The organism is Nitrospira sp. (genome assembly GCA_030653545.1).
GTDB lineage: Bacteria > Nitrospirota > Nitrospiria > Nitrospirales > Nitrospiraceae > Nitrospira_D.
In genome coordinates, this window is the sequence record JAURZE010000005.1 from 130487 (window position 1) to 156149 (window position 25663).

The window sequence follows — 25663 nt, forward strand, 5'->3', positions numbered from 1 at the left end:
CGCGCGCGGAGTGGCGGCTGAGCGGGGAGTCGGATGCGGCCTGGACCGACACAGTGGTGCAGTACTCGGCGGCATTCGCGCAGGCGCTACAGAAAGATCCAAGCTTCCCTACCCTGGATGTGTCTCTCGTCGGGGGTGTCATCATTCAGGGGGATGTCTTTCGTCGGATATGCCGGAGATCGTAAACGTCGGTGCCAGTCCTCGCAAGGGCCATGGCGCCGCAAGAGGACGCCGGGCGCTCCTCCGCTGGGAGAGTTTTCGCCGCCAACTGGGGTGTTCCCCAGTTGTCCGCAGAGGAGCGAGGTCGGTACGGTGCCCAGGCCTGCGGCGCCACGCTCGACAGGATTTGCGACAGGACTCGACGGATCGGCGCAGCGCCGCTGTCGTGCATCGCCCCATCCTGCAGGTGCTTTTGTCGCAGGACGCGTCAGTCAGCAGCCACCGAGATGATGGCGCAGAGGGGAGAAGTCCGCGCACAAGTCGCAGAAAGGGGGAGCATTCTCCTGCCTCTCGTGCGTGGCGCGGCTGCTTGGCGCGAGTTATGCGGTGGTGCTTGGCTATTCCGCTGGCGCCCGGAGCGATCTCGAGCTGTTGATCGCCATCTCCAACGGTGTCCTGTTCACCCCGATGCATTCGTGGTGGGGCCGGATCGCCGATGAAGACATGCTCCTCGTGACCGCCTCCGTGCGGGCTCTCGCGTCGGAGCATCCGTATTTTAACCATTCGCTCCCCGCGCGAAGCCGCGTGCCGACGGGAGCGTGCGCCGCTTGATAAAGGAGAAGCCATGATTGCATCGCCTGCGCGGACCATCCTATTTGCGACCGACTTTTCGGACTGTGCCTTGCGCGCGCAGGATTATGCCCTGTATTGGGCGGGTCGTTTGCCGACCAGGATCGATGTGTTCCATGTGGTGGATTGCCCGCGATGGCTAGAGGATTCTCCGGAGGTCGCCGCCTTCCTCGTCAAGGTTCGGCGGGAAGTCGACCGGCAACTGGAGGATGTTCGGAAGCTCTGTGAGTCGAAAGGGTTAGAGGTCACGGTCCGCCAGGTCACGGGGCTTCCCGGCATCGAGATTCCTACGGCGGCCTTGGATACCGGGGTAGAGTTGATCGTGCTCGGCGCTCGGGGAAGCTCAGGGTCGTCGGGTCCCCTGTTGGGAGGCGTAGTGGAACGGGTGACCAAGACGGCGCCGTGCCCGGTGTTGACCGTTCCGCTCCCTGGAGAGCGCGCCGGCGCCCAGCCGGTTCCGCAGTCGCCTCCGGTGGTTCACCGTATCCTGGCGCCGGTGGATTTTTCGAAACCGTCCTTGGAATCGGTCGAATATGCGGTCGATCTGGCACAGAAGCTGGACGCGACGCTCGAGCTCGTGCATGTGGTCGAGCCGGGGTATCAGGATTTGAATAAGGCGGTGCTCGGCGAGGAGGACCAGACGGACGCGCCGCCGGTTCGGAACGACAATCGCCTGAGGGAACTGGTGTCACTGATCAAATCGTTCGGTCTGCCGGGCGATGCCCTGATCCGAGGTGGGGTGCCTTCCGATGCCATCCTGGCGTGCGCCCAGGAACAACGAAGCGATCTGATCGTGATGGGTACTCATGGGCGGCGAGGCTTTTCGCGGCTGCGGTTCGGCAGCGTGGTGGAAACGGTGCTCCGCCTCGCATCCTGTCCGGTTCTGACCGTAAAGGGGCCGAAGTTCGCTCCGGACCATCGCCGCGTGGTGCCGACTTCCTGGGAGGAGAAACGATGATGGCTGCGAACGCAAACGCACCGACGCCGCTCGTGCGCTGGTTTGAGGAGATCGGCATCGAGGATGTGCCCCTCGTCGGGGGCAAGAACGCTTCGTTGGGTGAGATGTATCGGGAGCTGGCCTCCAAGGGGATCAAGGTGCCGAACGGGTTCGCAGTCACCGCGGCCGCCTATCGGGAGTTTCTCCGCGAGGCGGGCCTTGAGGCGACGATCGTTGAGGCCTTGAAAGACCTGGATGCCCAGGATCTGGAGAATCTCCGCCGCCGGGGCAGCCGCATCCGCCAGGCGATGCTGGCAGCGACCATCCCGCATGCGCTGGAGCATGCGATCATCGAGGCCTACGCGCGATTGAGCGAGGGGGCGCCGGAGCCGGTCGACGTCGCCGTGCGGAGCAGCGCCACCGCGGAGGACCTGCCGGACGCCAGTTTCGCCGGACAGCAGGAAACGTATCTGAACGTTCAGGGACCGCGCGCGCTGCTCGATACCTGCAAGCGCTGCTTTGCGTCCTTGTTCACCGATCGCGCGATCGCCTATCGCGTCGAGAAAGGCTTCGATCATCACAAGGTCGCTCTGTCGGTTGGCGTGCAGCGCATGGTCCGCTCGGATCTCGCCGCTGCCGGCGTCATGTTTTCGATCGATACGGAGACCGGGTTCGAGCAGGCGGTGCTGATCAATGCCTCCTATGGCCTCGGCGAGAACGTCGTGCAGGGGTCGGTCAACCCGGATGAATTCTATGTGTTCAAGCCCACCTTGAAGGAGGGGTACCGCCCGATCCTCAGTAAACGCCTCGGCAGCAAAGAATTCAAACTGGTGTACGACGTCGGTGGAAGCAAAATGGTCAAGAACGTGCCGGTGCCTCCCGACGACCGGGCCAGATTCGCGATCACGGACGACGAGATCCTCACCCTCGCCCGTTGGGCCTGCGTGATCGAAGACCACTACCGTACCAAACGCGGCGTTGCCAGTCCGATGGATATGGAGTGGGCGAAGGATGGGCGCACCGGCGAGCTGTTCATCGTGCAGGCGCGTCCGGAGACGGTCCATTCGCAGCGGGATATCGAGGTCGTTGAGACCTATCGTCTTTCGGAGCGAAGCCGGGTTCTCGTCAGCGGGCGGAGTGTCGGCGGCAAGATCGGCCAGGGAACGGTGCGGGTGCTCAAATCTGTCCAACAGATCGAGCAGTTCCGCGACGGCGACATCCTGGTGACCGACAAGACCGACCCGGATTGGGTGCCCGTCATGAAGCGGGCCGCGGCCATCGTCACCAATCGCGGCGGCCGGACCTGCCATGCCGCCATTGTGAGTCGCGAATTGGGGTTGCCGGCCATCGTCGGTGCGGAGACCGCCACCGACCGGCTGAAAGACGGTCAGGTCGTGACGGTCTCGTGCGCAGAGGGTGAGACTGGGTTTGTCTACGAAGGCCGGCTGCCGGTCGAGATCGACCGCGTGAGCGTCAAGGATTTGGGCCGCCCCAAGACGGCCATCATGATGAACGTCGCCAATCCCGAGGAGGCGTTCCGGCTCTCATTCTTTCCCAACGACGGGGTCGGACTGGTTCGCGAGGAATTCATCATCGCCAACTCTATCAAGGCTCATCCGCTCGCCTTGGTGGAGTACGATCGCCTCGGCGACCCTGCGCTGAAATCGGAGATCGACCGGCTTACCACCGGCTATGCGGATAAGCCGCAGTTTTTCGTGGACAAGCTGGCCCAGGGCGTCGGGATGATCGCAGCGGCCTTCTATCCGAAGGACGTGATCGTCCGGCTCAGCGACTTCAAATCGAACGAGTATGCCAATCTGATCGGCGGCCGACAGTTCGAACCCGTCGAGGAGAATCCCATGCTCGGCTTTCGCGGCGCGTCGCGGTACTACGATCCGCGCTACCGGGAAGGGTTCGCGCTGGAATGCCGCGCCTTGCGCATGGTGCGGGATGAAATGGGCCTGACCAATGTGAAGGTCATGATTCCGTTCTGCCGGACGGTGGAGGAAGGCCGCCGGGTGCTCGACGAGATGGCGGCGCACGGGCTCAGGAGAGGCGAGCGGGGGTTGGAGGTGTATCTCATGTGCGAAATTCCCAGCAATGTTTTGCTCGCGGAAGAGTTCGCGGAGATCTGCGACGGGTTCTCGATCGGTTCAAACGATCTCACCCAGCTCACGCTGGGGGTGGATCGGGATTCGGAACTGGTCGCGGCGCTGTTCGACGAGCGGAATCCCGCCGTGAAGCGGATCATCGCAATGGCGATTCAGGCAGCCAAAGCCACAGGCAGGAAGATCGGCATCTGCGGGCAGGCGCCCAGCGACTATCCGGAATTCGCGCAATTCCTGGTGGAGCAGGGCATCGACAGTCTCTCGCTCAATCCGGATAGTGTGTTCAACACGACTGCAGCGGTTCTGGCGGTGGAGCGGAGTCATAGACGATGACGAACGGCGAGGCATCCCGGGCCGTGTCCCAGCTGCGGCTGATGGGAACAGAACCTGTAGGATCGGAGGACATCACGCATGCGCCTGCACACGAGGCTTGCCGGAAGTCAGGTGTCATGGGTATAAAGGCAGTCGTATGAGCGCGCCGGGTTGGATAGCACTTCGGACGTCGCCCTTGCTGTGGGCCTTGACGCTGACTCTCGGTCTGTTGATCGGCATCGGGCTCTACACGTTCGGCTACGCGCGCGGCGGGTCCTATCTGACGGACAATCCCGCCGCCTGCACCAACTGCCACGTGATGCGCGAGCAGTATGCCGGCTGGCTCAAAGGCAGCCACCGGTCGGTGGCGGTGTGCAATGACTGCCATACTCCGGATGGCGTGATCGCAAAGTACGCCGCTAAGGCGAGGTATGGCTTCTTGCATGCCTATGCGTTTACGACCGGCCGGTTTCCCGACGAAATCCAAATCACGCCGCACATGCATGCGTTGACCGAGCACGCCTGCTTGAAATGTCACGCGGCGATCGTGGAGGCCATGACGATCACGGGCGCCCCTCACGACAAGCCGGCGTGCCTGCGGTGCCACCGCGACGTCGGACATCAATAACTGCGAGGTCTTATGAAAGCGACACGCAAACTAGTGGTAGTGCTCATACTGACGATCGTGGCGACAGTCGCGGCCGTCGCGCTTCTCGTCAACATCTTCCAGCGCAAGCAGGAGGAACGAACCGGGTTCTTCCGCGTCGTCGAATTGACCGATGAGACTGATGACCCGGCTGTGTGGGGAAAGAATTTCCCGTTTCAGTATGACGCGTACGCGAGAACCGTCGATCAGGTGCGAACGCGCTTTGGCGGCAGCGAAGCGATTCCCCGGACCCCGACCGGGGCCGATCCCCGTTCCGTGGTCGCCCAATCCAAGCTTGAAGAGGATCCACGCTTGAAAACCATGTGGGCCGGGTATGCCTTCGCCCACGATTTTCGTGAAGAACGGGGCCATGCCTATATGTTGGATGATCAGACCTATACGGAACGCCAGATTGTCGCCAAGCAGCCGGGAACGTGTCTGCAATGCCACTCGTCGGCCTATACGGCCATGAAGAAGCTCGGCGAGGGGGACCTCACCAAGGGTTTCGAGAAGATGAACCGTCTGTCGTATGGCGACGCGCGTCCCTTGGTCACCCATCCGGTCTCCTGTATCGATTGCCACGCGCCCGATACGATGCAACTTCGCGTCACGCGCCCCGCCTTCATCGAAGGCCTGCGGGCGCTCAAGGAGCATGAGGGGGTTCAGAACTATGACGTCAATAAGATGGCGACCAGACAGGAAATGCGCTCCTTCGTCTGCGGCCAGTGCCATGTGGAATACTACTTCAAGGGTCCGGAAAAACGGTTGGTCTATCCCTGGGCCAACGGTCTCCGGGTCGACGAGATCCTGGCCTACTACGACGAGACGCAATTCAAAGACTGGATACATGCCGAGACCGGGGCGCCTGTGCTGAAGGCGCAGCACCCGGAATTCGAGATGTGGAACCAGGGCATCCATGCCCGCTCGGGGGTCGCCTGCGCCGATTGCCACATGCCGTACAAGCGCGAAGGGGCGATGAAGATCAGCGACCATCATATCCGCAGTCCGCTGTTGAATATCAATCGGGCGTGCCAGACGTGCCACAAGTGGCCGGAGGCGGAGCTGAAGGATCGTGTCGAGACGATTCAGCACCGGACCTTTGAGTTACGCAATCGGGCGATGGACGCGATCGTGGCGCTGATCCGCGATCTGGCCGCGGCCCGGAAAGGCGGCCGAGGCGACGGCGCACTCGCGCCCGCGCAAGCGCTTCAGCGGAAGGCGCAGTTCATGGTGGATTTCGTGGAAGCGGAAAATTCGATGGGGTTTCATGCCCCCCAGGAAGCCGCGCGGATTCTGGGTGAGGCGATCGACTACGCCCGTCAGGGACAATTGGCCGTGAGAGAAGATGCTGGACCGAAGCACTAGCAGATGCTGAAAAGGTCCGCCAGCGGCGTTCCCTGCCACCGCCGAAGCGCTTCGCGCAGGCAGGTCGCATCGCTCAGAGGCTCAACGCACGGCACACAGTGCGTTGAGCCTCTTCGTTCGCTGCGGCCTTGCTGGACGGCCTTGTTGAGCATCGTGCGTGGCTGTTTGGTGTCGCCTCACACATCACAATTTGCGATGGCTTTAGGAGTCAAAATTGGTTTTCCCGCAGCCTGCTCGACGCGGCCTTCTGACCGCGCCCTGGCGGTGGGGGTGATGATTCGACGCCTGAACCCCGGTTTCGCAGGTCGTCCGATCCGCCTTCTGCAAACGGCACGACTAGCCTGTCGCTCGGCGACGGTCGCACGGCGGGGCCAGCCATCACGAAGGTATTGAAGGAAATGGATATTCAGTGGTTTTAGCGTCTGCGGGGCCACAGGGGTGAAGAGGAAGCGACTACTCGGAACGTTCGCAGTTCCTGGTGGAGGAGGGGGATCGACAGCCCCTCTCCCTTAATTCCGAGACCGTCATGAACATCACCAACACGGTTCTCACGATCGAAGCGGCCTCGTGAGAAATAAAGGGCTAGTTCTGCATTGAGCGTCCAGAAGCAAACCGGCCATGAGGGGAATAGCATGAAAGCGGCAACGAAGAAAGCCACGGCCTGCCTGCTGTTACCGACGGACTTTCAGCAACCGGCTCGGCGAGCATTCAACTATGGGGTCAAGTTTGCGCGTCTGCTCGGGCTTCGAATGGAGATCCTGCATGTGATCAAGACCCCGTCCGACAGGTCAGCCCCCCCGATTGACAGCCGCTATCTGAGATCCCTTAAGACGTCGGCGATGCTCGATCTGGGACGGCTGGCGCGAATCGCGACGGAAGCTGGAGTTCAGGTCGAGCCGTGCCTGCAATTCGGAGTTCCCGATGCCTGTATCTTGCGACAGGCGAATCATGCGCATGTCGAGATCATCGTCATGGGGACCGAAGGACGTGCGGGATGGGATCGCTTGCGTCTCGGCAGCACGGCGCACCGCGTTGTTTCTCAGACCCCCTGCCCGGTACTGGCTGTTCATGGAGGGCTTGCCGGAGATGCCGCTCGCCACCCTGCCCGAGTGAAGCTGGAGCGGCTGCTGGCGGCGACGGATTTTTCGCCTGACGCGGATCAAGCGCTGCAGATTGTTTCCACGCTGGCGAGGTTGACGCAGGCCAAGGTCTGTGTCGTGCATGTTGCCGGTAAGGGGATGGGCAGGAAGAACGGGGAGCGGAAACTGAACGTCCTGCTGGACGGACTCCGGCGACAAGGCCTTGCGGTCGAAGGTGTCTGCCTTCCGGGCGAGCCGGTAGAGACGATTCTAAGCCAGGCGGCCGGATGGGAAGCCGACCTCATTTCGGTTGGCACGCAAGGCCGGCGGGGACTGTCGCGATTGATATTGGGCAGCGTGGCCGAAGGCGTCTTGAGACGGGCCGGTTGCCCTGTCTTGGTCGTCAAGCACGTGTCGCCGCTCATTCAGACGGGTGCTTCCCCTGAGCGGCGGCACAAAAACGCATGACGCTCACGATCGAATATCTCTTGCTCGGGGCGTCTGTGCTGCTGCTGCTGAGCGTGATCGCGAGCAAAGCTTCCGGTCGCCTGGGTGTCCCGGTGCTGCTGTTGTTCCTCATCATCGGGATGCTCGCGGGCTCCGACGGGCCCGGGGGCATTCACTTCGACAATCCGTGGCTCGCCCAGTCGCTCGGCGTCGTCGCGTTAGTGTTCATCCTGTTTGCGGGCGGGTTGGACACGGAATGGGCGAGCGTTCGCTCGCAACTCGGAAGAGGCGTGATGCTGTCCACGGTGGGTGTGGCGATCACGGCCGGTCTGGTCGCCTTGTTCGCGACGACGATCCTGGGGATGTCATGGCCGGAGGGGGTGCTGATCGGCGCCATCGTCTCCTCGACCGACGCGGCAGCGGTATTCGCCGTGATGCGGTCGCGATATGTGAGTCTCCGCGGTCCGTTGACGCCGCTCCTCGAACTCGAGTCCGGCAGCAACGACCCGATGGCGGTCTTTCTCACGATCGGGATGATCAGCCTGATCACCGGCGCCTCTTCGTCGGTGGCCGACCTGGTTCCGATGTTCATTCGTCAGATGGTGGTCGGCGCAGCCATCGGGTACGGTATGGGCAGGTTGATGGTGGTGCTTGTCAACCGGCTGCGGTTGGAATACGACGGGCTGTACCCGGTGTTGACCCTGTCCCTGGTTCTGCTGATCTATAGCGGGAGCGCCTGGCTGGGGGGCAATGGGTTTCTGGCCGTCTATCTGGCCGGGTTGATCATGGGGAACAGCGATTTCATCCACAAGCGCAGCCTGCTGCGGTTTCATGACGGACTGGCCTGGCTGATGCAGATCGCCATGTTTCTGACGCTGGGGTTGCAGGTGTTTCCGGCGCAACTCGTGCCGGTCGCCGGAACGGGACTGTTGCTGGCGCTCTTTCTGATGATCGTGGCCCGGCCTGCTGCCGTCTTCATGACACTCGGGTTCACGACGCTGACGCTGCGAGAGACAACGATGGTGGCCTGGGTCGGCTTGCGAGGGGCCGTACCGATCATTCTCGCCACATTCCCGCTCCTCGCGGGCATTCCCCAAGCTACGCTGATTTTCAACCTGGTGTTTTTCATCGTGCTGATGTCCGTCCTGCTCCAGGGCACGTCGATTCCGCTGGTCGCGCGCTGGCTCAAGGTGGATGAGCCGCTGCAGCGCCGTCTCAATGCCTCGCCAGTCTGGAATGCGCCGACCGGTCTCAAAAGCGGACTGGTCGAAATGACCATCCCAGAACCTTCCGTGGTGGTCGGTGAGCGGCTCATCGATATCGGTCTGCCCAAGTCCACGCTCGTCATCTTGATCGGGCGGAAGGGGCAATGCTTCGTTCCCGACGGCAGCACGGTGCTGGAAGCGAACGATTCGCTGTTGGTCTTCACCGATCAAGCCTCATCCTTCCGACTCCGCGCCCTGCTTGACGCCAGTCGTCACGTGGCGGAGGAGAGTCCCTCAAAGGGGCAAGGAGGGGCCGTCGTCTCGTGAAAGACAAAAGGAGAGGAATAATGGAGAACGCTCAGCGCGAACGTGATGTGCCGTCACAGGCCTCGATGGGCAGCCACCACCATCTGCCTGCCCACGAGGTGGTGCTGTTGCTCGAAACCGACCTGGCGAAAGGCCTGTCCTCCGAGGAGGCGGCGCGGCGGCTGGAACGATTCGGCCCGAACATCCTTCCGAAATTCAGGCGCCATGGTCCGCTGGTGCGATTTCTCTTTCAGTTTCACCACCCGCTGATCTATGTGCTGCTCGCGGCGACCGCTGTCACGGCATTCTTGGACGAGTGGGTTGATGCGGGGGTGATTTTCGGCGTTGTTCTGGTAAACGCCATCGTCGGGTTCATTCAGGAGTCGCGTGCGGAGGCGGCGCTCGATGCCCTCGCGTCCATGATGAAGACCGAAGCCAGAGTCCGGCGGGACGGACAGACGGTCCGGGTGCCCTCCGAGGACATCGTGCCCGGGGATGTGGTGCTGCTGGAATCCGGCGACAAGGTCCCGGCCGATCTGCGGCTGACGAGAGTTCGTGAATTGCGGGTGGACGAGTCCGCGCTGACCGGAGAATCGGTGCCAGTGGAAAAGACCGATCATGTCCTGCCACCCGAGACGGTCGTCGCGGACCGCAAGAACATGGTCTTTTCCGGCTCCCTCGTCACCTATGGACAGGGGACCGGCGTGGTGGTTGGGACCGGTGTGGCCACCGAGCTGGGGCGGATCCACCAGTTGATCGGCGAGACCACCGAGATCTCGACGCCGCTGACGAAGAAACTCGCCTCCTTCAGCAAAGTCCTGACCGTGGCGATTCTCGGACTCGCGGCTGTGACGTTTGCTCTTGGCTTGTGGCGCGGGCAGGCGGTCACGGAGGTGTTCATGGCGGCGGTCGCACTCGCGGTGGCTGCGATTCCGGAAGGGCTGCCGGCGGCGGTCACCATCACGTTGGCGATCGGGGTCAGCCGCATGGCCCGGCGCAATGCCATCATCCGCAAGTTGCCGGCGGTGGAAACGCTGGGCAGCACCACCGTCATCTGTTCGGACAAGACCGGCACCTTGACGAAGAACGAGATGACCGTTCAGGCGATCTTTGCCGGAGGGGAGTCCTTCGAGGTGGACGGCGCCGGCTATGAGCCGGCCGGTCGCATACTGCGTGGGGGCCAGGCGATCGAATCCACGGCCAAACCCGCGTTGCGCGAATGTCTCCTGGCCGGGGTGCTCTGTAACGATGCGGAGAATGTGGAGCGAGACGGGCGATGGACCATCGTGGGTGACCCGACCGAAGGCGCCTTGCTGGTGGCAGCGAAGAAAGCCGGGATTGATGTAAACCAGCTCAACGCGCAGTTCCCGCGCGTCGATGCCATCCCGTTCGAGTCTGAACGCCAATACATGGCGACTTTGCACCAAGCCGAAGGGGGACGTGAGGCCGTGGTCTATCTCAAGGGCGCGGTCGAGCGAACCCTTCGCCTCTGCGACCAGGCCCTCGCCGAGGACGGAACGGACCGGGCCCTTGACGCCCAGGCCGTGCTCACCCGAGTGGAGACTTATGCCGGACGAGGGCTGCGCGTGCTGGCCTTGGCCCGCAAATCCGTTCCGGCCGGGATGGCGATGCTGACGGACCGCGAGGTGGAAGGCGGCCTGACGTTTTTGGGACTCCAGGCCATGATGGACCCGCCGAGGCCGGAGGCCGTCGCGGCGGTGCGCGCCTGCCAGCAGGCGGGGATTGCGGTCAAAATGATCACGGGCGATCACGCGCTCACGGCCCGGGCGATCGCACAGCAGATCGGATTGGACGGTCGGAAAGATCACCAGAACGGGGAATTGATCGCGATGACCGGCCAGGAGTTGGCGGCCATTCCCCAGGCAGAGCTTGCGGACGCCGCCGACCGCACGGCGGTCTTCGCACGGGTCTCGCCCGAACAGAAGTTGCGGCTGGTCGAGGCCTTACAGGCGCGGCGCCATGTGGTGGCCATGACCGGCGACGGCGTGAACGATGCGCCGGCCTTGAAGCAGGCGGATATCGGCGTGGCGATGGGGCGTGGCGGGACCGAAGTAGCGAAGGAAGCCGCCGACATGGTGCTGACCGACGACAACTTCGCCTCCATCGAAGCGGCGGTCGAGGAAGGCCGGTGCGTGTTCGACAATCTCACGAAGTTCATCGTCTGGACGTTGCCGACCAACATGGGGGAAGGGCTGGTCCTGCTCACGGCGATTGCGTTCGGGGTGGTGCTTCCCATCCTCCCGGTGCAAATCCTCTGGATCAATATGACGACGGCGGTGGCGCTGGGACTGATGCTGGCCTTCGAACCCACGGAGCCAGGCATCATGATGCGGCCGCCGCGCGATCCCGGCCAGCCGATCCTGACGGGCGTGCTGATCGAACGGATCGTCCTGGTGTCGTTCTTGATGCTGGCCGGCGCCTACGGCGTGTTTCTCTGGGAGCTGGATCGGACTGAATCGATCCTCGCGGCCCGCACGGCGGCGGTGAACGTGATCGTCATGGCGGAGCTGTTCTACCTGTTCAATTGCCGTTCGCTGGAGCTCACCATGTTCCATGTCGGCCTGTTCAGCAATCCCTGGATCTGGCGCGGGGTGACCGTCATGACCGCGCTGCAACTCCTGTTCACCTATGTCCCGGCCATGAACCGGTTGTTTCATACGGCCCCGATCGACGGGTCCGCCTGGGGGCTGGTTCTGGCGGCGGCCGTGACCGTGTACGTCGTGGTAGAAGTGGAGACCTGGCTGCGGTTGCAGTGGAACCGGCGGACAGCGCCCGGCGCGCCGACCAGGAGGAGCACGGATGACGCTCAACACGCTGCGTGAGATGTTGTTGTGGTGCGCCGTGATCAATTATGGCCTGCTCCTGGGGTGGTTTCTGCTGTTCACCGTCGCACACGACTGGTTGTACCGGTGTCACGGCCGATGGTTCCGGCTGTCGAGTGAACAATTCGATGTGATCCACTATGCCGGAATGGCGCTGTACAAGATCGGCATCCTTGCCGTCAACCTGGTCCCGTATGTTGCCCTGCGTCTGGGTGGGTGAAGCGAAGGCAACGATCCCTGGTTGTGAACGTCGACCTCGCGACCCAGTGTCTGATTGGTCGTGATGGAGGAACCTGCACGGTTCATCTACGGTCTTCCCCCAAGCCAAACACCCGTACTGTCCCTCGCCCCCAAAGTGGGGGCGAGGGACAGTACGGGGCAGGTCCCTGAGCAATTTTGCTCATTCCGCTTTCCGTCTTTATGCCACACTAACAAGCGATGTAACGATAGCGTCTTCCTGGCAGAACGGTGCGAATCCAAATGCAAAGCCGCCGTCAGTCTATGTCGAGGCAAAAGCTGGCTGAGGCAGAAAAGTATGAATTGTTATCGCCGAGAGTCAGCGCATATTACTGAGAACCGGTCTGTTGTAGGGGGTGCTGGCGTGCCGGTATGACATGTGTGTGAGTGTGCCAATGCCCGTGGCAAACGCTGAAGGCGTCTGTCGATTTCATAACCTTATGGAGGTGATGTCTATGTATACGAGAGAGTCCCGTTTGGATGTTTCGATGAAAGCAATCGGCGTGGGTGTATTCGCGTTGCTCGTTGTCGGCTGCGCCCATCCGCCAACGTCTAGGTCCGGTGCCGTGCATGATATCAGAGTGATCGAAGGCCCCGAGCCTGTGGATGTGGTCGTCAATCCCGGCGATGAGGTGCGCTGGGTGAACGCAAGGAACCTTGCCGTTCGTGTGGACCTTGTGGGGATCAAGCGCGAAGACCTCTCTTGTGAGCGAGGGTTCTCCAACTTGTTCGGGATGTTCCGGGAGTCGGCCACGATCGATCCAAATAAAAGCGCCAGCGTCTGTTTCAGCACAGCTGGCGCCGTCGGTTACAACGTCAGAATGGATTCGGCGCTCCCGGGGGGGAAGAAAATCGTTCCTGGCGTCGTCAGGATCGGCGAGATGAAGAAATAGCTCTTCTTTAAGCCGGACTGCAGCGGGAGCATTCGAGTCTGGAGGGCGTATGACTGCGACGACAGGACTCCTCCGGCGAAAGGTGGTTAGCATTCCGTCTCTCCAGGTTCAAGGAGTAGACGGCTCGAAACAAAGAAGGCGCCCAGACAGCCTGGTTTGGACGCTCGCACTAGACCCGGCCGATGACGATGAATGAAGGAGGAAACAATGAAGCACGTGACGTTTGGACTCATAGCAGCGGGAGCGATCATGCTGGTCGGGACGGTTGCCTTCTCGGCGCCGGAGAAAGACCCGCTGAAGCCGCGTGTACCGGTGGATCAAACGGAGAGCGCGAAAAAGCTGACCACGCCGTTGTTCAAAGAGGCGAAGCAGGCTCCGGCGAAGATGGTCGAGGAGGGCAAGGCCCTCTACGATGGCAAAGGCACCTGTTTTAACTGCCACGGCAAGGCTGGTAAGGGCGATGGGGCGGCCGGCGCCATGTTGGACCCAGGGCCGCGTGACTTCACTAACTGTGAGTTCCAAAAGAAGCGGACCGACGGCGAGCTCTTCTGGGTCATGACGAACGGGATTCAAGGAACCGGAATGATGGCCCTGACCCCGATGGCGGTGACCGAAGAGGAAGCCTGGAAGACCATCGCGTATGTACGGAGCTTCTGTAAGTCGTGAGATGCCACTTTGGCGATTCGAACGGTGACGCGCGATAGAGCTTCCTGTGGATCGACATCACCGTGGCTTCGCGGCTGAATCTGATTTGCGTACAAGCCGTGCCAAGCACGATAAGCAGCAGGAACGGGAACCACAGCCATGAGTGGATCCGGATGTGTATCCGTGCTCCGGATCGCGGGCGGACTCGAGCCCGTCCGGCGGGCGCCTGGTTTCCGGCTTATTTGAAGGAGCCTGTCTCGGCAGTAAATCAGCCGACGGTTCTTCGGCAGAAGCGTGGAACCCTGTCGCATGCAGCGAGGACTTGATGCCGATGCGCTGAGACAGCCGAACTGGGAAGAAGGCCGTCACTTAATGGGTTCACTGCCAACCGAGGAGGGAGACGCTATGAGGCATGATGAAAGGCCGTTGATTGTAAATACTCCGGGGCGCGGGAGGGCTCGCCAAGCAGGATGGGGCATCGTCGGGGCAACCGGCCTTGCCGCGTTGTTGTTGATTGCCGCTCCCGGAGAATCGATTTTGGAGCAGGCCCAGGCGGCCGACGTTTTGAAGACCCTCAAACATGTGGCGAAGGGCACTATCACCAAGATCGAAGGGGGGACCTACTGGGTCAAACTCGGATCGGGCGTAGAGGTCAAGCTGCCGGTCTCCAAGGACACGAACATGGTCTGTCCTACAAGGCCGGACGAGCAGGATGAACTCTGGCAACCCAAGCAGGAGCCGGGCTCTACCGGGTTCCGGATCGGTGATTGTCCGTTCCAAGTCGGCGACGTGATTAAGGCCGAAACCACAGACATCGGGACCGTGACATTTATGCGAACGCTTGACCGTCCGGCGCCGACTACCACCCAGCGACTGGGACTGCCGCAGGGTTACCACGGACCGATCCTGATGCCGATCGAACGATGAGCCGACGGCCTGATCGGTTCGGAGCGAGCTCTGCACGTGAAGACGGCTGATGCGATGGTCCAGCTTCGCTTACATCATTCCTGACGTTGTGACCAGTATCGCAGAATCTTTTATGTAAGCAGGCTGACGAAATAGGGAGTAGTCAATGACACAGAAGAGAACGTTGCTCACCCTCGAAGCACTGGCCGAGTTGGCATTAGCTCAGCAGCCGCCTTGTCTCTCGCTGTACCAGCCGACCCATCGGCGGCATCCCGAGAATCAGCAGGACCCGATCCGGTTTCGCAATCTCCTCAAGGAGATGGAGACATCGCTGCGGCAAAAGTATCCGGGCGTCGAGACCCGGCTCCTTCTGGAACCGTTTGAAGCCCTCGCTCACGATCATGACTTCTGGAATCATACGCTGGATGGATTGGCCGTGCTAGGCGGGTCGGGCTTGTTTCGAGTGTTTCCGCTGCAGCGCACGGTGGCTGAATTGGCAGTCGTAGCTGACAGTTTTCACACCAAACCCTTGCGACGTTATCTTCAATCGGTTGATCGCTACCAGGTGCTCGGGCTGAGCCTGCGCAAGATTCAACTCTTCGAAGGGAACCGCGACGCACTCGACGAGATCGATCCGGCCCCGGAAGTAGTGCGGACGATCACCGATGATTTGGGCAATGAGCTGACCGAGCCGAACCAGTCGGTTGCCTCCTACGGCAGTGGCGGAGGGGTGAGCCGGCCCACGCCCCACAGCCAAGGCGGGCCGAAGGACGTGGAAGACATTGACGCGGACCGGTTCTTCCGTGCCATCGACCGCGCGGTGCTGGAGCACCATTCCAAGCTGTCAAGCCTGCCGTTGATCCTGGCGGCGTTGCCGGAGCATCATCATCGTTTCCACCAGGTCAGCCACAACCCATTTCTGGCGCCCGAGGGGATCATGGTCAACTCCCACTCCGTGCCGGAAGCAGACCTTCGGGCCCTCGCCTGGCAGGTCGTTGAACCGCAGTACCACGCGCGGCTGACCAAGCTAAGCGAGGAATTCGAACAGGCCCGGTCGAAGGGGTTGAGCAGTGATGACTTGGCGCAGGTTGCACAGGCGGCTGCCGCCGGACGGGTCGCGGCGCTTCTGATCGAAGCCGACCGCCAGATTGCCGGACGGCTGGACAGTGCGACCGGTCAGGTCGAGTGCGCTGACCTGAGTCACCCGCAGGTCGATGACCTGCTCGACGATCTGGGCGAGCTGGTTGAAAAGATGGGCGGTCGGGTCCTGGTTGTTCCGATCGAGCGGATGCCGGGGCAGACGGGACTGGCAGCTACCTACCGACATTGAAGAACCCATACTCACGAAGGAGAATCGCATGCAGATCCAAGTGAATACCGACCGTAACATCGAAGGGCACGAGGCGCTGGTCGCTCAGGTCCGTGGCGTCGTGAAAAGCGCCCTGAGCCGGCATGAAGATTTCATCACGCGAGTGGAGGTCCACCTGAGCGATGAGAACAGCAACAAGAAGGGTGGTAATGACGACATCCGTTGCGTGATGGAAGCTCGCCTTGAGGGCCGCCAGCCCGCCGCAATCACGCACCAGGCCGCAACCGTGGAACAAGCCGTCGACGGCGCGACCGATAAGTTGATTAGCTTGATCGAGAGCACTCTCGGGCGTCTGCGTGATCAAGCGATACGCAGGACTGACCCGCCTTTGTCCGGGCCGGAGCTCACTGAGCCGTCATGAGCGTCACGACGGCGAGTGTGTGTTGAATGATCGGCGAAGCCGGAATGTCCAACGGTCCTCCGCGGGCAGGCGTCTAATTCTGGCATTCCTGGCCCTGGTCCTCGGCACCTCCGATCTGGTGCGCCATACTTTCACCGTGGAAGAACCGCGCATCGAGATGGCGACGATCCCGGCCGATGTGCGATTGGTTGAAGCTATTTTGCTCAAGATCGAAGAAGCAACGCTTACCGATGAGTCTGTGCCGGTGGAATAATAGGCGCGGTCGCTCACTGGGGATCCTTTCAACAAGGCCTACAAGTGGACGCTGAGCTATGGTCTGCGGAATCTGATCTCTGCTGTCTGGCCTTGTGGCCACTGCGTGTCATGACTGACGTGATAACCCACTCCGGTGGAGGATTGGGTTTGTACTAATGTTGTGGAAAGACGGCATGACGAGACACACAGCGAACTACCCGAACTCTCCAGTCGGCAGCGAAGAGATGCTGGACGCGCTTCAGCACCACGCGTTCGAATATTTCCTGCATCGGACCAATCCGAAAAACGGTCTGGTGGCCGACAGGACGAAACCGGACGCCCCCGCGAGTATCGCCGCTGTCGGGTTTGCGCTGGCGTCCTATCCGGTCGGTGTCGAGCGCGCGTGGATAACGCGAGCCGAAGCCGTGAAGCGAACTCTGGCGGCATTACGGTTTTTCTGGAAAAGCCCGCAAGGCACGTCGGCACGCGCCACGGGCTACAAAGGGTTCTACTACCACTTCCTCGATATGAAGACCGGACGGCGGGCCGGGAAGTGTGAGCTTTCCACGGTCGACACCGGTTTCCTGCTCGCGGGAATGCTTGCCGCCGCAACCTATTTTGATCAGGAGAGTGCAGACGAGCAGGAGATCCGCACGCTGGCCGATGCGCTCTATCGCCGCACCAACTGGCAGTGGGCTCGTCATGGTAAAGCGACGATCATACACGGGTGGAAGCCGGAAAGCGGGTTTTTGAAGTACCGCTGGGAAGGCTACGACGAGGCTCTGCTCCTGTACGCACTGGGTCTTGGGTCGCCGACGTATCCGCTGCCGAAGGAAAGCTATTCGGCATGGATTTCAAGCTACGAGTGGAAGAAGATTTATGGGCACGAGTACCTCTATGGCAGCTCACTCTTCATCCATCAATACTCGCACATGTGGATCGACTTCCGCGGGATTCAGGACGCCTTCATGCGCGGCAAGGGCATCGACTACTTTGAGAACAGCCGGCGGGCAACCCACGTCCAGCAGCAGTACGCCGTGCATAACCCTTTTGAATTTGTGGGCTATAGCCAATACTTCTGGGGATTGACGGCGACCGATGGGCCCGGCTGGACGGTGCGAAAGGTCAAGGGTGTCGAGCGCTCATTTTTTGATTATGCAGCGCGCGGCGTGCCGTACGGCCCGGACGACGGGACCATTGCACCGTGGGCGGTGGTCGCCTCATTGCCCTTTGCGCCAGAAATCGTCCTGCCGACGGTGTTGAATTTTCAGAAGGTCTACCCGCAGGTGATGGGCCGGTATTGTTTCAAGTGCAGCTTTAATTTGACCTTCCCGCACAAGGCGCATGGCCGGCTCGGCTGGAACTCGCCCTACCACTACGGGATCAACGCGGGTCCGGTCGTGTTGATGTGCGAGAACTTCCGGTCAGAATTACTCTGGCGATTGACGAAGCGGTGTCCCTATATCGTCACGGGGTTGCGCCGGGCGGGATTTGTGAACGGATGGTTATGAGGAGATATACATGCGGAAGTTAAAAACAAAAACAAGCTTTCAATCCGCAATTGCTGAGGAAGATCGACGCCTATTGGCGTGCCGCAAACTACTGCACGTGCGCGGTTTCAAGGAAGAAGGCACCACCTCAACCCCATTCGACATGGTAGTGATGAACGACCTGGACCGCTTTCATCTTGTCGCCGACGTAATTGATCGCGTCCCTGCCCTTGGGCCGCGCGCCGCCAACGCCAAGCAAGCCATCCGGGACAAGTTGATCGAACATAAGCAATACATCGCCAAGCACGACCAGGATTTGCCGGAGATTCGCAATGGGAAATGGAGCGCGGGATCCCGTAAGGGATCCGCTAGTTGCCATGGATGACGAGGCCGTTAGGGTAAATCTAGGCACGGTCGTCTCGGTGCGCGGCAGTGTTGTGGATATCCAGTTCGAGCGGCAGTTGCCGCCTATCTATTCGTTGCTGCGCGCGGGGAAGGACGGGTGCATCGTTATCGAAGTGCTGTCGCAACTCGATGCGCGTCGCGTTCGCGGTATCGCGTTGACGCCTACGCAGGGGCTTGCGCGCGGTATGGCGGTCGAGGACACGGGTGGGCCGTTACAAGCGCCGGTGGGCAAAGGGATTCTCTCGCGTATGTTCGACGTGTTTGGCAAGCCGATCGATGGCCAGGGGGAGGTGTCGGACGTGGAGTGGCGCACCGTCCATCGCGCTCCGCCTCCGCTAGCACGGCGTTCCACCAAGTCTGAGGTCTTCGAGACGGGCATCAAGGCGATCGATGTGCTCATGCCGCTGGAGCGCGGCGGAAAGGCGGGCCTGTTCGGCGGGGCCGGGGTAGGCAAAACCGTCCTGCTCACCGAAATGATTCACAACATGGTCGGCCACCACGAGGGCGTGAGCCTGTTTTGCGGCATCGGCGAACGCTGTCGCGAAGGCGAGGAGCTGTACCGCGAAATGAAGGAAGCCGGGGTCCTGCCGAACATGGTGATGGTGTTCGGCCAGATGAACGAGCTCCCCGGCAGCCGTTTCCGCGTGGGCCACGCCGCGCTGACGATGGCCGAATATTTCCGGGACGACGAGCACCGCGACGTGCTGCTATTGATCGATAATATCTTTAGGTTCATCCAGGCAGGCATGGAGGTGTCCGGCTTGATGGGCCAAATGCCATCCCGCCTGGGCTATCAACCCACGATGGGCACCGAGTTGTCGCGGTTGGAGGAACGCATCGCCAATACTGACACCGGGGCCATCACCTCGATTCAGGCGGTGTATGTGCCAGCGGACGATTTCACCGATCCGGCGGCGGTGCATACGTTCTCGCATCTTTCTGCGTCGATCGTGCTCTCGCGGAAGCGGGCGAGCGAAGGACTGTACCCGGCCATCGACCCGCTACAATCCAATTCCAAGATGGCCACGCCGGGCGTCGTCGGCGAACGGCATTATGCCTTGGCGCAGGAAATCAGGCGGACACTCGCGCAATACGCGGAACTCAAGGACATCATTGCCATGCTCGGCCTGGAGCAGCTTTCGTCAGAGGACCGCAACGTCGTCGCCCGCGCCCGTCGGTTGGAGCGTTTTCTCACTCAGCCATTTTTTACGACCGAGCAGTTCACCAGCCTCAAAGGGAAATTCGTCAGCCTCAAGGACGCGCTGGACGGCTGTGAGCGGATCTTGCGCGATGAATTCAAGGACTACCCGGAGCGCGCGCTCTACATGATCGGGGCGGTGGATGAGGTGAACGGAAATGTGAAGCCCGGGCAGCCCGCAGCCTTAACCGAATCAGAGACTCAAGCCGAAGCCCTGAGCGACCCGAAGCCTGCCCCCGATCCACGTCCAAAGCCGGATCCACGCCGACGCCGAAGGTCGGACTGAGGCCCACACCAGATGACAGACATGCAGACGCTACGCATGAATCTTAAAGTCCTTTTGCCATTCCATGTGTTTGCCGAGAAGGCCGGCGTGACCCGCATTGTTGCGGAAACCCGAGAGGGTTCGTTTGGACTTTTGCCGCATCGACTCGACTGCGTGGCCGCGCTTGCGCCGGGGATTCTGATCTACGAAGACGAATCTGAGGGCGAGGTGTACGTCGCCGTGGATGAAGGGGTGCTGATCAAGACCGGCCCGGAGGTACTCGTTTCCGTACGCAACGCCATAGCCGGAACGGACCTCCGCCAACTGCGCGAGGCGGTGGAGCGGGAATTTCTGAGCTTAAACGAACGAGAGCAGAGTGTGCGCTCGATGCTGGCGAAAATGGAAAGCGGTTTCATCCGCCGTTTGGCGGACGTTCATCATGACTGACGAACGGCAACATCAACCGTTGAAGCCGAAGGCGCCGCTCAGTCAGGAGGTCGGCGCGAAGGCGGCACGCAAACTCCGGGCGCAGCGCCATGTTACGCGGACCGTTTGGTTTGGCCTGGGCATGATGGGGCTGGTCGGCTGGTCAGTGGCGATTCCGACGCTGCTCGGCGCAGCGCTTGGTCTCTGGTTGGACAGACACTATCCGGGAGGCCGATCCTGGACGCTGGCCCTGTTGCTTGTCGGCCTCGCAATCGGATGCTGGAATGCGTGGTATTGGGTGGCGAAGGAAGACAAGGAGATACGAGAGGAACAGGAGGATACTAATGAATGAAACGGTGAAATTGGTCCTGGCTTTGATGGCCGGCGTGTCGCTCGGAGCGATTTTTTTCGGCGGCCTTTGGTGGACCGTGCGCAGGGGCCTCTCCTCGGAACGTCCGGCGCCTTGGTTCTTCGTCAGCCTCCTGCTGCGAACGAGCATCGTCCTGGCCGGGTTTTATTTTGTCTCGGGCGGTCAGTGGGCCCGGCTGCTGGCCTGTCTCCTTGGGTTTGTCATTGTGCGTTTCATCGTGACGCGGCCTGCAGACCCGCCAGTTAAACACCACAACTCCTCAGCGAAGGAGGCTGGGTATGCGCCTTAGTCCCGACGAAATTATCTTCTGGCAGCAGGGGTTCCTTAAACTCAACGCCACCATTGCATTCACATGGGGGCTGATGCTTGTGCTGGCCGTCGGCGCCACGCTCATCACTCGCAAACTTTCCATCGGCCTGAAACGTGCCCGCTGGCAGAATCTTCTCGAAATCAGCGTCATCGCCATCGAGAAGCAAATTGAAGAGATCGGCCTGAGTCAGCCGCAGAAATATCTGGGCTTTCTGGGCACACTCTTCTTGTTCGTCGCCGCCGCCAGCCTCTGTACCGTCATTCCCGGCTACGAGCCGCCGACTGCTTCGCTTTCGACCACGGCGGCACTTGCGCTGTGCGTGTTTGTGGCCGTACCTCTTTTCGGCATTGAGGAGCGGGGTTTGGGCGACTACCTTAAGTCCTACGCGCAGCCGACGGTCATCATACTGCCGTTCAATATCATCAGCGAAATTTCCCGCACGCTGGCCCTGGCCGTCCGCCTGTTCGGCAATATGATGAGCGGGGCAATAATCATCGGTATTCTGCTCACCATTACTCCCTTCATCTTCCCGATCATCATGACGGCGCTCGGCTTGCTCACCGGCATGGTGCAGGCCTACATCTTCAGCATCCTCGCAGCCGTGTACATCGCGGCCGCCACGCGAGCCCGTAAGTCCAAGCCTGAACTTGGGCAAAACATTGAAGCATGAACTACGATTCAACAAAAGGAGATGCGATGGATAGCATGACGCTTATTGCAGTGGCCTCTATTGTCACCGCCGGCATTACCACAGGTCTCGGCACGATGGCTCCGGCACTGGGAGAAGGGAAGGCGGTCGCGATAGCGCTGAGCTCCCTGGCCCAGCAGCCTGATGCCTCCGCGACCATCACCCGGACCTTGTTCGTGGGCCTGGCGATGATCGAGTCTACAGCCATCTACTGTTTCGTGGTTTCGATGATTCTCATCTTCGCAAACCCGTTCTGGAACCACGTCATCGCCCAAGCCGGGGGAAAGTAATCGATGTTCATCGACTGGTTCACCGTCGTTGCGCAGGCGCTCAACTTTCTCATCCTCGTGTGGTTGATGAAGCGCTTCCTCTACAAGCCCATCCTCGATGCCATCGACGCGCGGGAAAAGCGTATCGCCACGGAACTTGCGGACGCCGCCGAAAAAAAGGTCGAAGCCAAAAAGGAGCGTGATGAGTTCAAGTACAAGAACGATGAGTTCGAGAAGCAGCGCGACGAGCTCATGAGCCAAGCGACGGACGAGGCAAAGGTCGAACGTCAGCGCCTCCTCGATGAGTCGCGGCAGGCAGCCGACGCCCTCCGTATTAAACGACAGGACGCGTTGAAACGCGAACAACAGAAACTCAACGACGAAATCGCCCGACGAACCCGGGAGGAAGTGTTTGCCATTGCGCGAAAGACGCTGTCGGACCTCGCCGGGGCCAGTCTGGAAGAACGCATGAGCGAGGTATTCACGCGCCGCGTGCGAGAGCTGAACGGTGAGGCGAAGGAAGGTCTAGCGAAGGCATTGAAAACATCGACCGACCCGGCGCTCGTATGCAGCGCCTTCGAGCTGCCATCGGAGCAACGAGCCGCGATGCAACAGGCGCTCAACGAAACCTTCTCCGCTGAAATCCACGTCCGTTTCGAGACCGCGCCGGACGTGATCAGCGGCATCGAACTCACTGCGAACGGACGAAAGGTCGGTTGGAGCATCGCGGATTATCTCGTGTCACTGGAAAAGAGTCTCGACGAATTGCTGAAAGACCAGTCCAAACTCCAGACGCAAGTGGAGACGAAGCGTACGTCCGAATCTGGACCAGACGCGTCCAAGCCGGAGCCTATGGTTGTGTCTAAAGACGCAATCAAGGAGCAGCTCAAACATGAAGTCGATGTTCAGCCGAAGTCTGGGACTAAGCCTGCGGATCCTGAGGAAGAAAAATGAGCACGCAGCCTAACTCTTTGCAACGGATCTTCGACTGCGCCTTCGCTGACCTAATCCAGGCACGCGAAACCTTCACGCCGCGACTGGCGCCGCACGAGGTAGGCACGGTCACCGGCGTCTCCACGGGCATCGCCCGGGTCTCCGGCCTTCCCAGCGTGGGCTTTGACGAGCTGGTGAAATTTCCAGGCGATGTGTTCGGCATCGCATTCAACGTGGATGAGAACGAAATCGGCGTCGTGCTGCTCGGCGAATACTGGCATCTGCACGCAGGCGATCACGTCGAGCGCACGGGTCAGGTCATGGACGTAGCTGTGGGAGACGAATTGGTGGGCCGCGTCATTGACCCGCTCGGCCGGCCGCTTGATGGATATGGGCCGGTAGCTGCCACAGAGCGCCTGCCCATCGAACGTCCCTCCGCGCTGATCTTGGACCGCGCGCCAGTCAGCGTGCCGCTCCAAACCGGACTGAAGGTCATTGACGCGCTCATTCCTATCGGTCGCGGCCAGCGCGAGTTGATTCTGGGCGACCGGCAGACGGGCAAAACCGCCATTGCGATCGACACCATCATCAACCAGCGGGACCAGAATGTCCTGTGCGTCTATTGTGCCATTGCCCAGCGGGCGTCCGGCGTGGCGAAAGTAATCGCTGCGCTGCGCGAAAAAGGTGCGATGGATTACACCGTGGTGGTGGTCACCGAGGGCAACGACCCGCCGGGCCTCGCTTACATCGCTCCGTACGCCGCCACCAGCATCGCGGAGCATTTCATGGAGCGAGGCCGCGATGTGCTGATCGTATACGATGATCTCACCCATCATGCCCGCGCCTATCGCGAGCTGTCTCTGTTGCTGCGGCGTCCGCCCGGTCGCGAAGCGTTCCCCGGCGACATCTTTTATATTCACTCGCGGCTGCTGGAGCGCGCTACGCACTTGCGCGAGGAACTCGGTGGAGGATCGCTAACGGCGTTGCCGATTATCGAGACCGAAGCGCAGAACATCTCCGCCTACATCCCGACCAATCTGATCTCCATTACGGACGGGCAGATCTACCTCTCACCGTCGCTGTTCCAATTGGGAGTGCTGCCGGCGGTCGAGGTGGGGAAATCCGTGTCGCGCGTTGGCGGTAAGGCGCAACGGGCGGCCTACCGCGCGGTGGCAGGCGACCTCAAGCTCGCCTACTCGCAGTTCGAGGAACTCGAGACCTTTGCCCGGTTCGGGGCCCGCCTGGATGACGACACTCGCATGATCATCGAACATGGACGGAGAATCCGCGCCTGCCTCAAGCAACCAGAATTCGCTCCGGTGTCCGTACCGGCGCAAATCGCCGTATTGGTGGCATTGACCGCGGAACTCTTCGACCGCATACCGCTTGACCAGATGACAATTGCCGAGCAGGCTGTGCGCGCGGCAGCGGCGGACATTCCGGCGGAGGTATGCGGGCGATTCGAAACCGGCAAAACGTTGAGCGATGAAGATCGCAAAACGATTATCGAAATCGCCCGCGCATCGCTCGTCCGTTTCCAGTCTATGCCAGGGTCAAAACCCGAACCCAAAGTCGAACCCACGTCTGAGGCGGACGCCAAACCGAGGCCCGGGTCGACGACAAAGCTGAAGTCAGAGGTGGAGGCCAAGGAGCCGTCATGAGCGACACAACAGCGAGCCTGCGTCGCAAGATCAACAGTGCTGGAGATCTCCAGTCCGTGGTCCGGACGATGAAAGCCCTGGCCGCCGCGAGCATCGGACAGTACGAACAATCGGTGCGCGCGTTGGCCGACTACTATCGGACAGTGGAATTAGGGTTGGCCGCATGCTTTCGAGAAATGGAGCCGAGCGTCTCGACGGTGGAACGGAAAAGACAAACCGATGCGGGTGCCATTGGCGCTGTCGTGTTCGGTTCCGACCAGGGTTTGGTGGGCCAGTTTAATGATGTGGTGGCCGATCATGCGGTGAAAATCCTGGGAGATCTGACGGACACACCGCAGATCTGGGCGGTCGGCGAGCGCGTTCATGAGCGCTTGATGGACAGGGGCCTGCCGCTGATCGGCCTTTTTACCGTGCCGAATTCCGTGAAAGCCATTACTCCACTCGTCGGCCAGATCCTCACGGAAAGCGAGGCGCACCGCAGCCATGGCGAGATTGTCGAACTTCACCTCTTCTACAACCACCCCTCATCCGGAGCGGTGTACGTGCCTGTCAATCAGCAGCTGCTGCCGTTGGACGAAACCTGGCGCCGCAAGCTGGCCGAGCTTTCCTGGCCCATGAACAACTTGCCCCAGGTCGTGGGTGGCAACACCACGACCTTACGGGCGCTCATCCGCGAATATCTTTTTGTCTCGCTCTTCCGGGCGTGCGCCGAATCCCTTGCGAGCGAGAACGCGAGCCGCCTAGCGGCGATGCAGCGCGCCGATAAGAACATCGACGAGCTGCTGGAGGACTTCAACGGGACATTCCATCGGTTGCGCCAGGGTGGCATTGACGAGGAATTGTTCGACGTCATCTCCGGATTTGAAGCGCTGGCGAACGGGGGGAAACCCGCGGAGCGAGGATTCACGCCAAAGAGAATTGAGCCAGGATATTCGAATCGACTGACGAAAACAAAGGCTGGATAGG

At 60.9% G+C, this 25663-nt stretch carries 25 protein-coding genes; all 25 read left to right on the plus strand.

Features of this window, described 5'->3' with window-relative positions; all coding sequences use genetic code 11:
- Window positions 1–784: 784 nt before the first annotated feature.
- The 25 genes from Q7U39_01050 (at window position 785) to Q7U39_01170 (ending at window position 25662) form a co-directional block, all read left to right on the plus strand.
- Entirely contained in the window at window positions 785–1747 is a 963-nt protein-coding gene (locus Q7U39_01050) for a universal stress protein (GenBank protein MDO9116517.1), read from the plus strand.
- On the plus strand, window positions 1744–4167 hold the full coding sequence (gene ppsA / locus Q7U39_01055) for a phosphoenolpyruvate synthase (protein ID MDO9116518.1): 2424 nt from the start codon (window positions 1744–1746) through the stop codon (window positions 4165–4167). The genes Q7U39_01050 and ppsA overlap by 4 nt, the downstream gene beginning before the upstream one ends.
- Window positions 4168–4303: 136 nt before the next feature.
- Complete coding sequence (gene nrfH / locus Q7U39_01060) at window positions 4304–4774, plus strand: cytochrome c nitrite reductase small subunit (GenBank protein ID MDO9116519.1); 471 nt, start codon at window positions 4304–4306, stop codon at window positions 4772–4774.
- 12 nt (window positions 4775–4786) lie between these two features.
- Window positions 4787–6157 carry an ammonia-forming cytochrome c nitrite reductase subunit c552 gene (locus Q7U39_01065; GenBank protein MDO9116520.1) on the plus strand — a complete coding sequence of 457 codons (1371 nt, stop codon included), beginning with the start codon at window positions 4787–4789 and terminating at the stop codon, window positions 6155–6157.
- Window positions 6158–6789: 632 nt separating this feature from the next.
- The gene (locus Q7U39_01070) at window positions 6790–7704 is read left to right on the plus strand and encodes a universal stress protein (GenBank protein MDO9116521.1); all 915 of its coding nucleotides are present in this window, start codon (window positions 6790–6792) and stop codon (window positions 7702–7704) included.
- A complete protein-coding gene (locus tag Q7U39_01075; protein MDO9116522.1) occupies window positions 7701–9215 on the plus strand; it encodes a potassium/proton antiporter in 1515 nt (504 codons plus the stop codon). The genes Q7U39_01070 and Q7U39_01075 overlap by 4 nt, the downstream gene beginning before the upstream one ends.
- Before the next feature lie 20 nt (window positions 9216–9235).
- Entirely contained in the window at window positions 9236–12037 is a 2802-nt protein-coding gene (locus tag Q7U39_01080) for a cation-transporting P-type ATPase (GenBank protein MDO9116523.1), read from the plus strand.
- Window positions 12015–12257, plus strand: a complete 243-nt coding sequence (locus tag Q7U39_01085) for a hypothetical protein (GenBank protein MDO9116524.1) — start codon at window positions 12015–12017, stop codon at window positions 12255–12257. Before Q7U39_01080 ends, Q7U39_01085 begins: the two co-directional genes overlap by 23 nt.
- Window positions 12258–12729: 472 nt before the next feature.
- Window positions 12730–13167 (plus strand): hypothetical protein, encoded by a 438-nt coding sequence (locus tag Q7U39_01090; protein ID MDO9116525.1) that lies wholly within the window; start codon window positions 12730–12732, stop codon window positions 13165–13167.
- Window positions 13168–13374: 207 nt separating this feature from the next.
- Window positions 13375–13833: a c-type cytochrome gene (locus Q7U39_01095; protein ID MDO9116526.1), complete on the plus strand. Its 459-nt coding sequence runs from the start codon at window positions 13375–13377 to the stop codon at window positions 13831–13833.
- A 384-nt stretch (window positions 13834–14217) separates the two neighbouring features.
- Complete coding sequence (locus Q7U39_01100; protein ID MDO9116527.1) at window positions 14218–14739, plus strand: hypothetical protein; 522 nt, start codon at window positions 14218–14220, stop codon at window positions 14737–14739.
- 145 nt (window positions 14740–14884) lie between these two features.
- On the plus strand, window positions 14885–16048 hold the full coding sequence (locus Q7U39_01105; protein ID MDO9116528.1) for a hypothetical protein: 1164 nt from the start codon (window positions 14885–14887) through the stop codon (window positions 16046–16048).
- 28 nt (window positions 16049–16076) lie between these two features.
- A complete protein-coding gene (locus tag Q7U39_01110; protein ID MDO9116529.1) occupies window positions 16077–16448 on the plus strand; it encodes an HPF/RaiA family ribosome-associated protein in 372 nt (123 codons plus the stop codon).
- Window positions 16449–16467: 19 nt separating this feature from the next.
- Window positions 16468–16701, plus strand: a complete 234-nt coding sequence (locus Q7U39_01115) for a hypothetical protein (GenBank protein ID MDO9116530.1) — start codon at window positions 16468–16470, stop codon at window positions 16699–16701.
- 175 nt (window positions 16702–16876) lie between these two features.
- Window positions 16877–18193 carry a glucoamylase family protein gene (locus tag Q7U39_01120; GenBank protein MDO9116531.1) on the plus strand — a complete coding sequence of 439 codons (1317 nt, stop codon included), beginning with the start codon at window positions 16877–16879 and terminating at the stop codon, window positions 18191–18193.
- Between the two features lie 10 nt (window positions 18194–18203).
- Window positions 18204–18557, plus strand: a complete 354-nt coding sequence (locus tag Q7U39_01125; protein ID MDO9116532.1) for a hypothetical protein — start codon at window positions 18204–18206, stop codon at window positions 18555–18557.
- Window positions 18550–20061 carry a F0F1 ATP synthase subunit beta gene (gene atpD / locus Q7U39_01130; GenBank protein ID MDO9116533.1) on the plus strand — a complete coding sequence of 504 codons (1512 nt, stop codon included), beginning with the start codon at window positions 18550–18552 and terminating at the stop codon, window positions 20059–20061. The genes Q7U39_01125 and atpD overlap by 8 nt, the downstream gene beginning before the upstream one ends.
- A gap of 36 nt (window positions 20062–20097) precedes the next feature.
- A complete protein-coding gene (locus tag Q7U39_01135; protein ID MDO9116534.1) occupies window positions 20098–20487 on the plus strand; it encodes a F0F1 ATP synthase subunit epsilon in 390 nt (129 codons plus the stop codon).
- Window positions 20480–20818, plus strand: a complete 339-nt coding sequence (locus tag Q7U39_01140; GenBank protein ID MDO9116535.1) for an AtpZ/AtpI family protein — start codon at window positions 20480–20482, stop codon at window positions 20816–20818. Before Q7U39_01135 ends, Q7U39_01140 begins: the two co-directional genes overlap by 8 nt.
- The gene (locus Q7U39_01145) at window positions 20811–21125 is read left to right on the plus strand and encodes an ATP synthase subunit I (GenBank protein ID MDO9116536.1); all 315 of its coding nucleotides are present in this window, start codon (window positions 20811–20813) and stop codon (window positions 21123–21125) included. Before Q7U39_01140 ends, Q7U39_01145 begins: the two co-directional genes overlap by 8 nt.
- On the plus strand, window positions 21115–21816 hold the full coding sequence (locus Q7U39_01150) for a F0F1 ATP synthase subunit A (protein MDO9116537.1): 702 nt from the start codon (window positions 21115–21117) through the stop codon (window positions 21814–21816). Before Q7U39_01145 ends, Q7U39_01150 begins: the two co-directional genes overlap by 11 nt.
- 26 nt (window positions 21817–21842) lie before the next feature.
- Window positions 21843–22124, plus strand: coding sequence for a F0F1 ATP synthase subunit C (locus Q7U39_01155; protein ID MDO9116538.1), 282 nt, complete (start codon window positions 21843–21845; stop codon window positions 22122–22124).
- 3 nt (window positions 22125–22127) lie between these two features.
- Window positions 22128–23057, plus strand: a complete 930-nt coding sequence (locus Q7U39_01160; protein ID MDO9116539.1) for a F0F1 ATP synthase subunit delta — start codon at window positions 22128–22130, stop codon at window positions 23055–23057.
- Complete coding sequence (locus Q7U39_01165; GenBank protein ID MDO9116540.1) at window positions 23054–24697, plus strand: alternate F1F0 ATPase, F1 subunit alpha; 1644 nt, start codon at window positions 23054–23056, stop codon at window positions 24695–24697. Before Q7U39_01160 ends, Q7U39_01165 begins: the two co-directional genes overlap by 4 nt.
- A complete protein-coding gene (locus tag Q7U39_01170; GenBank protein MDO9116541.1) occupies window positions 24694–25662 on the plus strand; it encodes a F0F1 ATP synthase subunit gamma in 969 nt (322 codons plus the stop codon). Before Q7U39_01165 ends, Q7U39_01170 begins: the two co-directional genes overlap by 4 nt.
- The last annotated feature ends 1 nt before the right edge of the window (window position 25663 follow it).